The organism is Plantibacter sp. PA-3-X8, from assembly GCF_003856975.1.
GTDB lineage: Bacteria > Actinomycetota > Actinomycetes > Actinomycetales > Microbacteriaceae > Plantibacter > Plantibacter auratus.
On record NZ_CP033107.1, the window covers coordinates 3,365,017 to 3,376,251 of the forward strand.

Here is an 11,235-nt window from a genome sequence, read left to right on the forward strand (position 1 = left end):
AGCGGGTCGTTCGAGCCCGACCACGTCATTCAGCCGTCGGCACGGCCGGTTCCGTCGACACGAAGGCCCGGACCGCCGACGCGTCGGGTCCCGCGGTCAGTCTGAGCGCCCTCGTGAACGCCCGACGCTGCACCGCCTGGTCGACGCACGCCGACGTCGGGTGCACCCAGGATCCGCGGCCCGGCAGGCGCGCCGCGGCGTCGGGGACGAGCGCCCCCTCGACCGCGACGACGCGCAGCAGTGCCGAGCGCGGCTCGCGACGGCGACAGCCGACGCAGGTCCGCACCGGTTCCATCCGGCTCAGTCCGATTCGAGGATCGAGTCCGGCTGGATGTCGATCTTGGCGCCGGTGAGCTTGGCGGCGAGACGGGCGTTCTGCCCCTCCTTGCCGATCGCGAGCGACAGCTGGTAGTCCGGCACGAGCGCCCGGACGGCCTTGAGCGACTGGTCGATGACGTACGAGCTCGTCACCTTGGCCGGCGAGAGCGCGTTCGCGACGAACGTCGGCAGGTCGGGCGAGTAGTCGACGATGTCGATCTTCTCGGCGCCCAGCTCGTCGGTGACCGCGCGGACCCGACGCCCGAGCTCACCGATGCAGGCGCCCTTGGCGTTGATGCTCGGGTCGTTCGCCTTCACCGCGATCTTGGTCCGGTGTCCGGCCTCGCGAGCGAGCGAGACGATCTCGACGATGCCGGAGGCGATCTCCGGGACCTCCAAGGCGAACAGCTTCCGTACGAGTCCGGGGTGGGTGCGCGAGACGGTGATCTGCGGACCCTTGAGACCCTTCGTCACGCTCGTCACGTACACGCGGATGCGTGCACCGTGCGGGTACTCCTCACCGGCCACCTGCTCCTCGGGCGGGAGGATCGCCTCGATGGTGCCGAGGTCGACGTGGATCATGCGCGGGTTCGGGCCCTGCTGGATGACGCCCGCGATGATGTCGCCCTCGCGGCCCTTGAACTCACCGAGGACGGCGTCGTCCTGGATGTCGCGGAGCCGCTGGAAGATGACCTGCTTCGCGGCGAAGGCGGCGATACGACCGAAGTCGTCCGGCGTGCTCTCGGCCTCCCCGATCAGGACACCCTCGTCGTCGAACTCGGGCACGAACACCCCGACGTGGCCGGTCTTGCGGTCGAGCTGCACCCGGGCCGCCGGGACGTCGCCGCGCGCCGTGGTGTCGGTACCCTCGGTGCTCTTCAGGTACGCACTCAGGATGGCCTGCTCGATGATCACGACGAGCTCCTCAAACGGGATCTCCTTCTCGCGTTCGATCGACTTCAACAAACCGAGATCGATGTCCATCGATGGCCTCCTCTATTCAACTGGTGGTGCCGCGGCAAGACGTGCAGCGGCGCGACGGGCATGCTGCTGCCGTGCTGCCGAACCCGTCTGTCTACGGTACCGGATGCCGAGGGGTACGTCATCCACCCAGCTGGGAAGCCCCCGCGCGTCCTCGAGGGTCCCGCCCCGGCTCGACCGCGTCTCGGGGCGGGTGACATGATTGGCCAATGGTCTTGGGCGAGCTGCGGAACGTCATGCGGAGCACGAGGGTGAGGATCCTCGTCGCGATCCTGCTCGCGACGACGCTCGCGATGACGCTCGTGGGCGTCTCCACCTACACGCTCGGCCGGCAGCAGACCCTTGCGACCATCGACGCCCGCCTGGCGCACAGCGCCGAGCTCATCGCCTTCATGGTGGTCGGTTCAGGCGACTCCGCCGACGCCCCGGCGACGAGCGACGCGGCCGTCGACGCGGTGATGCGACGCTGGATCTTCGCCGAGGACGAGACCGCCATCGGTGTGCGCGCCGACGGCTCGACGGTCGCGCCCAGCGCCCCGTCCGCGTTCCGCCTGGACGACGACCCGCAGCTGCTCGACACCATCACGGCCCGGTCGTCCCGCGGCGCCGTCACGGGCGAGGCCACCGGTGACCGCACCGTGCGGTACGCGATCATCCCGGTGCAGGTCGTCGGCGACCCGAGTGTGGCCCATGTCGTCATCGCCACCGACGTGCACGCGGCACTCGCGGAGTCCCGGGGCATCCTCGCCGTCGAGATCGTCGTCGCCGTGGTGTGCCTGCTCCTGCTCGGCCTCGTCGGCTGGCAGCTCGCGGGTGGACTGCTCCACCCCATCCGACTGCTGCGGGACGCCGCCGCCCGCATCACCGAGTCGGACCTCGACGAGCGGATCCCGGTCGTCGGTCGCGACGACGTCTCGGAGCTCACCACGACCGTGAACAGCATGCTGGACCGGCTCGACGAGGCCTTCACCAGTCAACGCCAGCTGCTCGACGACGTCGGCCACGAGCTGAAGACGCCGCTGACCATCGTGCGCGGACACCTCGAGCTCCTCGATCCGTCCGACCCCGCGGAGGTGGCCGCCACCCGGGACCTCGCCCTCGACGAACTCGACCGGATGAGCTCCCTCGTCGCCGACATCACGGAGCTCTCGACGGCCGGACTCGCGTCGACCCTCGACCGGGAACCGGTCGACATCGAGGCGTTCACCGCCTCGGTCCACGAGAAGGCCACGGCGATCTCGACCGAACACGAGTGGACCCTGGGCGAGCAGGCCGCACTCACCGCGGACGTCGACGCCGGGCGCTTGGCCCAGGCCTGGCTGCAGCTCGCGGACAACGCCGCGAAGTACTCCCCGGCCGGGTCGACGATCGTGATCTCGAGCCGGTTCGACGAGTCGGACGACCCGGCGCTCGTGCTCTCCGTCGCCGACGACGGGCCCGGGGTGCCGGAGGCGCTCCGCGAACGCATCTTCGACCGGTTCACCCGGGTGAGCGGTGGACGGGGTGTCGCAGGCTCCGGCCTCGGCCTGTCGATCGTGCAGGCGATCGCCGCGGCACACGGCGGGTGGGCCGAGGTCGAGGACACGCAGCAGGCCGGCTCCCTCTTCAGCATCCGACTGCCGCTCGCGGTGGCGGACGACGACGAGGGGTCCGACGCTGACCTCGACCTCGACCCGGACGAGACCGCGGCGATCCCCCGCAGCGCGATGGCCCAGGCGATCGCGCTGCGAGAGGCGCAAGCGGCTCAGGCCGCCGCTGAGGCTCAGACGGCCGCGGCGATGCAGGCCGGGCCGACACCCGGCGACGCAGGCCCCGCGATCGATGCACCACCGCTCTCACGAGCCCCGTCCCCTGAGGACGACTTCCCGGACCTCGTCGACACCTCGGCTCGGCGGAGTGTGCCGGAGGACCACGCATGAGCCGGATCCTGGTCGCCGAGGACGAGACGCGGATCTCCGCGTTCGTGAGCAAGGGCCTGCGTGCCGCCGGACACACGGCGGACGTGACGGTCGACGGATCACAGGTCGTCGAGCTGGCGGAGAGCGGCGACTTCGACCTGCTCGTCCTCGACATCGGACTCCCCGGCGTCGACGGCTTCGAGGTGCTCAGGCGGCTGCGCGACGACGGCAGCGAACTCCCCGTCATCATCCTGACCGCCCGGGATTCCGCGCGAGACCTCGTGGCGGGCCTCGACGGCGGGGCGAACGACTACATGTCGAAGCCCTTCCGGTTCGAGGAGCTCCTGGCCAGGATCCGCCGACGCCTGGCAGAGCGGGCACCGGCGTCGACCACCGCCGTCCAGGAACGGCTGTCGGTCGGTCATCTGGAACTCGAGCTGCGCGAACGGCGCGTCCTCGTCGACGGTGTGCCGGTCGAGCTGTCCACCCGCGAGTTCGCCCTGGCCGAGGAGTTCTTCCGCCACCCGGACCAGATCCTCAGCCGTGAGGAGCTCCTCAGCCGGGTCTGGGGCTACGACTTCGATCCCGGTTCGAACGTCGTCGACGTCTACGTGCGGTATCTCCGGAACAAGATCGGCAAGGACGCCATCGCGACGGTCCGCGGAGCCGGCTACCGCCTCAGCACGAGAGCGCAGTAGCGGCCGTCATCCCGACAGGAAGACGACCGTTACCGCGCTCTCGCGGCTCAGAGGGCGAGGTCGGCGATCGCGACCCGGTCCTTCGTGCCGGCGGCCCGGTCCCAGAGCTCGACGAAGCCCTCGGTGGCCTCGCGACCGACGACCACCACGACGGGCACGCCGATCAGCTCGGCGTCGCCGAACTTGACACCCGGGGACACCTTGCCTGTGCGGTCGTCGTAAAGGACGTCCTTCCCGCTCGCCTCGAGCGAGGCCACGAGTTCCTCGGCCACCTCGAAGATCGCCGCGTCGCGTCCTGCTGCGACGACGTGCACGTCGAACGGGGCGACGGCCTTCGGCCAGATGAGACCGCGCTCGTCGTTGTTACCCTCGGCGATGATCGCGAGGATGCGCGTGATCCCGATGCCGTAGGAGCCCATGGTCACCGTGACGAGCTTGCCGTTCTCGTCGAGCACCTTCAGTCCGAGCGCCTCGGCGTACTTGCGCCCGAGCTGGAAGACGTGTCCGATCTCCATGCCTCGAGCGAGCTCGACCGGTCCGGAGCCGTCGGGCGCGGGGTCGCCGGCGCGGACCTCCGCCGCCTCGACGAAGCCGTCGGCGGTGAAGTCGCGCCCGGCGACGAGGCCGAAGACGTGCTGCTGATCGACGTTCGCGCCGGTGATCCACTCGGTGCCGTCGACGACCCGGGGGTCGAGGAAGTACCGGATCTCCGTTGCCGACTCCTCACCGAGGACGGGCCCCTGCGGGGACCACGGTCCGATGTAGCCCTTGACGAGCCCGGCGTTCGCGGCGAAGTCCGCTTCGGTCGCGGCCTCCACCTCCGCGGGGCTGAAGGCCACCTCGACACGCTTGAGGTCGACGTCGCGGTCGCCCGGCAGGCCGATGACGACCAGCTCGCGCGTGCCGTCGAGGTGCCGCAGTGCCAGCACGACGTTCTTGAGCGTGTCGGCGGCCGTCCAGGCCCGTCCGTCGTCGCGCGGGTGTCGCTCGTTGGCGAGGTCGACGAGCGTCGAGATCGTCGGGGTGTTCGGCGAATCGAAGACCGTCGCGGGTGCCAGACCCTCGATGGGGCGGGCCTCCGGGACCTCGGTCGTGTAGGCCTCGACGTTGGCGGCGTATCCGCCGGCCGAACGCACGAAGGTGTCCTCACCGACCGCGGTGGGGTGCAGGAACTCCTCGCTCCGCGAACCGCCCATGGCTCCGGCGTCGGCCTGCACGATCTCGTACTCCAAGCCGAGCCGCGTGAAGATGCGCTCGTAGGCGTCGCGCTGCGCCTGGTAACTCGCGTCGAGCCCGGCGTCGGACACGTCGAACGAGTAGGCGTCCTTCATCGTGAACTCACGACCGCGCAGGAGGCCTGCCCGGGGACGGGCCTCGTCGCGGTACTTGTCCTGGATCTGGTAGATCGACAGGGGCAGGTCCTTGTAGGAGGAGTACAGGTCTTTCACGAGCAGGGTGAAGACCTCCTCGTGCGTCGGCGCCAGCAGGTAGTCGGCACCCTTGCGGTCGTGCAGGCGGAAGAGGGCGTCGCCGTACTCCTCCCACCGGCCGGTGACCTCGTAGGGCTCGCGCGGCAGGAGCGCGGGGAAGTGCACCTCGAACGCGCCGGCGTTCGCCATCTCCTCGCGGACGATGGCCTCGATCTTGTTCTTCACCCGCAACCCGAGCGGCAACCAGGCGAAGACACCCGGCGCCTGGCGTCGGATGTACCCCGCCCGCACCAGCAGGCGGTGACTCGTCACCTCCGCGTCGGAAGGGTCTTCACGGAGCGTACGGAGGAAGTAATTCGAAAGGCGCGTAACCACCTGTCCATGCTAGTCCGTCACACGCAGGCAGCCCGGAACCGCTACCAGGGGCGATCGGCGAAGTTCCCGTTGTCGTTGTTCCGACCGCGGTTCTTGGCGTCCTCGGTCGACTTGTCCTGCTGGGCGTCCTGGCCGGCGTCCTTCAACTTGTCGACCTTCCCGTCGACCTCGCTGTCACCGGTACCGCTCGAGCCGCTCGAGTCGCCGTCGCCCTGTCCCCCGTTCGACGGATCCTGCTGGCCCTGCCCGCCGGACCGGTCGCGCTGGTCGGTCGCATCCTGACGTTTGCGGTCGATGCGATCGCCGGTGTCCTGCAGGTTCTCACCGGGCGTACCCTTCGGATCGATCACGTCGGGCTGCTGCCCGGTTCCGCCCTGGTCCCCCTGGTCACCCTGGTCGCCCTGGTCACCCTGACCGCCCTGGTCGTCCTGACCTCCTTGACCACCTTGATCACCTTGATCACCCTGGTCCTGCGGGTCCTGAGGGTCCTGCGGGTCCTGCGGGTCCTGCGGGTCCTGCGGGTCCTGCGGGTCCTGAGGGTCCTGCGGGTCCTGGGGGTCCTCGTTCTGATCCTGGGACTCCCCCTCGAAGCAGCCCTCGCCCTCGTCGACGATGCGCTTCGCGGTGTCGTAGAGGTTGATGGCGCCCTGGAAGAACTGGCCCTTCACGTACTCGTCGGCCTGGGTCTCGTACGCGCGCGCCAGGTTGACCCGGACGATGCAGGCGGTCTCCTCGGTCGGCGCGAGCTCGAGCGCCTTGCCGAGGTCGTCGGTCCCCTGCACCCAGTCCTGTCCGGCCGCGGCCGCGGTGCCCCGGTCGAACCAGGCGATCCACGGCTCGACGACGTTCGCCGTGAAGAGGTGGCCCGCGCTCAACTGCGCCCCGGAGTAGTCCTCGGCGCGGTACTCGGCGATCGCCGACTGCGCGACGACCGGCAGACTCACGAACTTGACCCCGACGACGAGGGCGACGAGGACCAGCGGAAGGGACCACCAGAACAGCCGACGGCGCAACCGGGCGACCTCGGCCGGGGCCAGCGGCGGACGCCGCGGTTCCTCGAGTCGTGGCCGTGGCTCAGGGCTGCGCGGCGCATCGTCGGGCCGGTCGGTGCGGGTCCGATCATCGAAGAGGGTCATGCCTGCCCACCCTTCGTCCGTCGGAGCTCGCCCAGCGCGCCGACCAGGCCGGGGAGCTCGGTGAGGAGCAGCACACCGAACCCGAGCGCGAACACCCAGTACAGCTCATCGGTGCGCCGGATGTCCACCTCGTCCTCGACGGTGACGCCGCCGACGGCGAGGCCGTCGAGTGCGTCGTCGAGCGACGCACCCGGTGTCCTGATCTCCGACTCGACGCCGAGCTGCGACGCGATCGTCTCGAGTGCGCCCGGATCCAGCCGGGACACGGCGGGCTCACCGGTCGAGTAGTCCTGGATGTAGCGGACGCTGCCGTCCTGGTACCCGGAGAACTCGCGCATGGTCCCACCGGCCTCGGTCCCATAGCCGAGCACGCCACCGCCGCCGATGAGCGGTGCGATGCTCTCGAACGACCCGGGGGCCGCGCCACTCGTCTGCTCGCCGTCACCGAGGTAGAACATGATCCGGTTCCGACCCGGCTCCTGCTCCTCGGCCTGGGTCAGCAGCGTGGTCATGAACTCCACCGATGCGTCGATGCTGCTGCCGCGGGAGTAGGTGGTGATCTCCTGCGTCATCGCCTCCGCAGCCGACCGGAGCGCCGTCGCGTCCGTCGTGAGGGGCATGCGCTGGACGGCCACGGCGTCGAACGTCACGAGGGCGTATCGGGCACCGGCCAGCCGGTCGGCGATACCGGTGATGTCGGCCTTCGCACCGTCGAGTCGGGTCGGCGGCTTCGGGGCGCCGTTCTCGTCCGTCCCCGACGCGGTCTCGTCCGGCCAGTCCTCGGCAGCCATCGAGCTCGTCGTGTCCACGACGAAGTAGACGTCGAGGTCGCCCATCGCGGACGGTGGGCGATGGTTGCCGGGGATGGTCGGTCGGAGGGCGATGATCACGAGCACGACGACCATGGCCAGTCGGGCGATCCAGTGCCAGGCTCCTGGCCGCCGCACCCCGGCGAGGAACTGCCAGACGGCGAAGGACGCGAGGACGGTGCCGAGCACGGCGACGGCCCAGATCGGCAGAACGGGGTTGATGGTCATCGGCGCAACCTCCAGGCGAGCAGCATGAGCGCCGCGAGGCCGCCGAACGCCGCCAGCACGAACACGAACGGCTCGTCGACCTGCACGAGCTGTTTGGCGCCCTTCAGCGTCTTCGTCTGCTCCGCCGTGATCTGCTGGACGATGCCGCCGACCGCGCCGGGGTCGGCGAGCGCGTAGTAGTCCCCGCCGGTGGACGTCACGACCTCGTCCATCTCCGCGGCGAGGTCGTCGAGGTAGTCCTTGCTGGAGACGTCGCCGGGGTTGATCCCGTACACCGTCACGTCCTGCGCCTTCGCGTAGGCGCCGGCCTCCTTGAGCGTGAGGATCGGCTCGCCCGCGACGTAGTTGTCGGTCGCGAGCACGATCGAGCGCGACCGTTCCTCGCCGACCTGGTCGAACCGCATGACGCAGGACCCGAGACCGTCGCCGATGAGGGACGAGCCGTTCCCGAGATCGGTGCCGTTCCAGTACTCGTAGTCGCTCTCCGGCGAGGTGAGGTCCTCGACGAGGTGGTCGAGCTGCGCTGCCACGTAGTCGTAGTCGCTCGTCAGCGGGAAGTACGTGGTCGCGGACGCGTTGAACAGGACGAGCGCGATCCGCTCACCGTCGAACCGCTGCACGAGCTTCTCGAACACCCCGACCAGCGCGGCGTCGTACTCCGTCATCGACCCGGACACGTCGAGGCAGAGCACGATGTCGCGGTTGCGCAGTTCGGGCTGGAACACCGTCGTGCTCACCACGCGTGACCCGAGGGCCGTGCCGGCGAGCAGCAGCACCCCGAGCGCGGCGATCGTCGCGATGATGAGGCGCCGGTACCGCGACAGCGCGCGACGGTAACCGGGGAGCGCGGTGAGCCGTTCGGAGTGCGCGACCCACAGGGGCTCGGCGTTCGCCTTCCGGCGCCGCCCGGTGCGGGCCACGAGGACGACGACGGCGACCACCACGGCCACGGCGAGGAGCCAGACGAGCGGCATCCACCAGTAGATCAGCTCCACGTCGTCACCACCTGGCGGGCGAGCGTGGCGGCCTCGGCGACGCTGCCCGTCTCGGCCTCGCGGAACTCGACCGGGTAGTAGGCCGACACGGCACGACTGAGTGGCGCGAGTCCGGCGCGATCGAGGTCTGCGAGGGTCATGACCTGGGCGCGGACGCCGCTGGACTCGTGCGCGTACATCCGGAGGATCGCGCCGAGCCGTTGGTGGGCGCGCCGCGTACTCAGGGCGCCGTCCCCGTGGTCGCGCTCGATCTCGCCGATGAGTGCGAGGTAGCGGTCGCGCAGGACGGTCGGCGACGGCTGCGGCGCCGGGCGCGGCGCGCTCCCGCGCGCGCGACGGCGCACGTGGGCGAGTATCCAGACGTACCACCCGATCACGAGCGCGATGAGCACGAGTCCGAGCACCGGCCAGAGCAGCGTGTACTGGACCGGTGCGTAGTAGCCGTTATCGCCGGGCATGTCGGTGGGCCTCGAGGAGGTGGAAGAGGACGGGGACGACGTCGTCGGCTCCGGTCACGCGCTGACCGCTGATGCCGAGTTCCTCGAGCTGGTCGAGGTGTCTGGCGGTCGCGCTGGTGACGGCCTCGGTGAACTCACGACGGAGCGCGTCGTCCGACCGGATGAAGGCCGGCAGGGACCGCTCGTCGGCGACGTCGACCATCGCCCGACCGGTGTACTCCGCCCGCATGAGGTCGGCGTCGCCGACCGAGATCCAGAGCACCTCGTGCTGGACGTGCAGGCGGCGGAGGATCTCCGACCGCTTCGGCGTGATCTCCTCATCGTCCGAGACGATCACGAGCAGACAGCGCTGCTTGACCGACCGTGCCGCGTAGCCGAGCAACTCGTCGAGATCGCTCTGGGGTGCCGCGAGCGACGCACGCCGGTCGATGTGCTGCAGCAGGCGCTCGAGTGCCGATTCGGTGCCGGCGGGTCGGACGAGTTCCGGTGCGGCGGCGTCGCCGGCGACGAGACCGACGAGGTCGCCGTGCCGGATCGCGAGGTATCCCAGGATGCCGACCGCGAGGATGGCGACCTCGCGTTTGGTGCTCCCACCCTCGGCGAGCGCCGCGAGATCACGACCCGTGTCGACGACGAACAGCACCTGGTGTTTCCGCGTGGCGATGTAGCGCTTCACGAGTGGAGCGCCGTGTCTGGCCGTCGCCTTCCAGTCGATGTCCTTGATCTCGTCGCCCGGGGTGTACTCGCGGAGGTCGTCGAAGTCGAGGCTCCTGCCCTGGAACACCGAACGGTACTCGCCGTCGAGCATCCCCCGCACGCGGCGGTGGGCGTGGATGAAGAGTTTGGACTTCACCCGGTGGAGCAGCGGGGCTGACACGGGCCTACGGTGCCTGGACCGCTCCGAAGACGGCGTCGATGATCGTCTCGGGCGAGACGTCGTCGGCCGCGGCTTCGAAGTTCAGGATGATGCGGTGCCGCAGCACCTGGTGGCGGTAGCCCTTGACGTCCTCCGGGATGACGTGGTCGCGGCCGGCGAGGATCGCGAGCGCCCGCGCGACGGTGCTGAACGCGATGCTGGCGCGCGGGCTCGCCCCGTACTCGATGTAGCTCGCGAGCTTCGGCGGCAGGTAGTCGCTCGCATGGCGGGTCACGTAGACCGTCTGGACGATGTAGTTGAGGATCGATGCGTCGAGGTAGACCCGCTTGGCGAGGGACTGCAGGAACAGGACGTCCTCGAGGCTCACCCCCGGGCGGTCCTGGTCGGTCTCGTAGAGCCCGGAGTTCACCCGACGGACGATCTCGGCCTCCTCGCCGATCGTCGGGTAGTCGAGCACCTCCTTGAGGAGGAAGCGGTCGAGCTGCGCCTCGGGCAGGTGGTACGTGCCCTCCTGCTCGATGGGGTTCTGCGTGGCGAGGACGAAGAACGGCTTCGGCAGCGGATAGTGCGTGCCGCCGATGGAGGTCTGGCGTTCCTGCATCGCCTCGAGCATCGCGCTCTGGGTCTTCGCGCTCGACCGGTTGACCTCGTCGAGGAGCACGAAGTTCGCGTGTACGGGCCCGAGCTGGGTCTGGAACGCGCCCGTGCGGGCGTCGTAGATCTGGGTGCCGATGATGTCGCTCGGCAACAGGTCGGGGGTGCACTGGATGCGTTTGAACGAGGCGTTCACCGCTTGAGCGATCGATTCCGCCGCGGTCGTCTTCGCGAGTCCTGGGACACTCTCGAGCAGGACGTGTCCGCCCGAGACGAGCGCCGCGAGCAGGGTGGTGCGCAGGCCCTGCTGGCCGACCACCTTCGCATCGTAGGCACCGACGATCTCGGAGAGGATGCTGCGGGCCCGCTGCAGCTCGGCTGGCGCGATGGGGGTGCTCGGCGTCACGGTCACTGGTCTCCCTGGCGAGGCTGGCGGTC

General features: G+C 69.8%; 11 protein-coding genes. 2 read left to right on the top strand and 9 right to left on the bottom strand.

Going from position 1 to position 11,235, the window contains the following annotated elements; translation table 11 throughout:
• Positions 1-25: 25 nt before the first annotated feature.
• Positions 26-295, bottom strand: a complete 270-nt coding sequence (locus EAO79_RS15870; protein ID WP_124769566.1) for a YlxR family protein — start codon at positions 293-295, stop codon at positions 26-28.
• A gap of 5 nt (positions 296-300) precedes the next feature.
• Positions 301-1,302 carry a transcription termination factor NusA gene (nusA, locus tag EAO79_RS15875; RefSeq protein WP_079707160.1) on the bottom strand — a complete coding sequence of 334 codons (1,002 nt, stop codon included), beginning with the start codon at positions 1,300-1,302 and terminating at the stop codon, positions 301-303.
• Positions 1,303-1,508: 206 nt separating this feature from the next.
• Between nusA and EAO79_RS15880 the strand changes: the two genes are divergently transcribed.
• Together EAO79_RS15880 and EAO79_RS15885 are read left to right on the top strand one after the other, a co-directional pair.
• Complete coding sequence (locus EAO79_RS15880; RefSeq protein WP_124769567.1) at positions 1,509-3,218, top strand: HAMP domain-containing sensor histidine kinase; 1,710 nt, start codon at positions 1,509-1,511, stop codon at positions 3,216-3,218.
• Positions 3,215-3,895, top strand: a complete 681-nt coding sequence (locus tag EAO79_RS15885) for a response regulator transcription factor (RefSeq protein WP_064295346.1) — start codon at positions 3,215-3,217, stop codon at positions 3,893-3,895. Before EAO79_RS15880 ends, EAO79_RS15885 begins: the two co-directional genes overlap by 4 nt.
• A 47-nt stretch (positions 3,896-3,942) precedes the next feature.
• Here EAO79_RS15885 and EAO79_RS15890 read toward each other — a convergent pair whose 3' ends face one another.
• From EAO79_RS15890 to EAO79_RS15920, 7 genes are read right to left on the bottom strand one after another with little or no spacing between them, the layout of a single operon-like run.
• Positions 3,943-5,700: a proline--tRNA ligase gene (locus EAO79_RS15890; protein WP_079707162.1), complete on the bottom strand. Its 1,758-nt coding sequence runs from the start codon at positions 5,698-5,700 to the stop codon at positions 3,943-3,945.
• A 41-nt stretch (positions 5,701-5,741) separates the two neighbouring features.
• Positions 5,742-6,836, bottom strand: a complete 1,095-nt coding sequence (locus EAO79_RS19125) for a hypothetical protein (protein ID WP_164486958.1) — start codon at positions 6,834-6,836, stop codon at positions 5,742-5,744.
• Positions 6,833-7,873 (bottom strand): VWA domain-containing protein, encoded by a 1,041-nt coding sequence (locus EAO79_RS15900; protein ID WP_124769568.1) that lies wholly within the window; start codon positions 7,871-7,873, stop codon positions 6,833-6,835. Before EAO79_RS15900 ends, EAO79_RS19125 begins: the two co-directional genes overlap by 4 nt.
• On the bottom strand, positions 7,870-8,868 hold the full coding sequence (locus EAO79_RS15905; protein ID WP_124769569.1) for a VWA domain-containing protein: 999 nt from the start codon (positions 8,866-8,868) through the stop codon (positions 7,870-7,872). The genes EAO79_RS15900 and EAO79_RS15905 overlap by 4 nt, the downstream gene beginning before the upstream one ends.
• Entirely contained in the window at positions 8,859-9,326 is a 468-nt protein-coding gene (locus tag EAO79_RS15910; protein ID WP_124769570.1) for a hypothetical protein, read from the bottom strand. Before EAO79_RS15910 ends, EAO79_RS15905 begins: the two co-directional genes overlap by 10 nt.
• Positions 9,313-10,203 (bottom strand): DUF58 domain-containing protein, encoded by an 891-nt coding sequence (locus EAO79_RS15915; protein WP_236555491.1) that lies wholly within the window; start codon positions 10,201-10,203, stop codon positions 9,313-9,315. Before EAO79_RS15915 ends, EAO79_RS15910 begins: the two co-directional genes overlap by 14 nt.
• A gap of 4 nt (positions 10,204-10,207) precedes the next feature.
• Positions 10,208-11,209 carry a MoxR family ATPase gene (locus tag EAO79_RS15920; RefSeq protein WP_064295340.1) on the bottom strand — a complete coding sequence of 334 codons (1,002 nt, stop codon included), beginning with the start codon at positions 11,207-11,209 and terminating at the stop codon, positions 10,208-10,210.
• Between the last annotated feature and the right edge of the window lie 26 nt (positions 11,210-11,235).

Coding starts and splice junctions, on each gene's coding strand:
- EAO79_RS15910 (WP_124769570.1), bottom strand. CDS start 9,326: ATGCCCGGCGATAACGGCTACTACGCACCGGTCCAGTACACGCTGCTC.
- EAO79_RS15870 (WP_124769566.1), bottom strand. CDS start 295: ATGGAACCGGTGCGGACCTGCGTCGGCTGTCGCCGTCGCGAGCCGCGC.
- EAO79_RS19125 (WP_164486958.1), bottom strand. CDS start 6,836: ATGACCCTCTTCGATGATCGGACCCGCACCGACCGGCCCGACGATGCG.
- EAO79_RS15900 (WP_124769568.1), bottom strand. CDS start 7,873: ATGACCATCAACCCCGTTCTGCCGATCTGGGCCGTCGCCGTGCTCGGC.
- nusA (WP_079707160.1), bottom strand. CDS start 1,302: ATGGACATCGATCTCGGTTTGTTGAAGTCGATCGAACGCGAGAAGGAG.
- EAO79_RS15880 (WP_124769567.1), top strand. CDS start 1,509: ATGGTCTTGGGCGAGCTGCGGAACGTCATGCGGAGCACGAGGGTGAGG.
- EAO79_RS15885 (WP_064295346.1), top strand. CDS start 3,215: ATGAGCCGGATCCTGGTCGCCGAGGACGAGACGCGGATCTCCGCGTTC.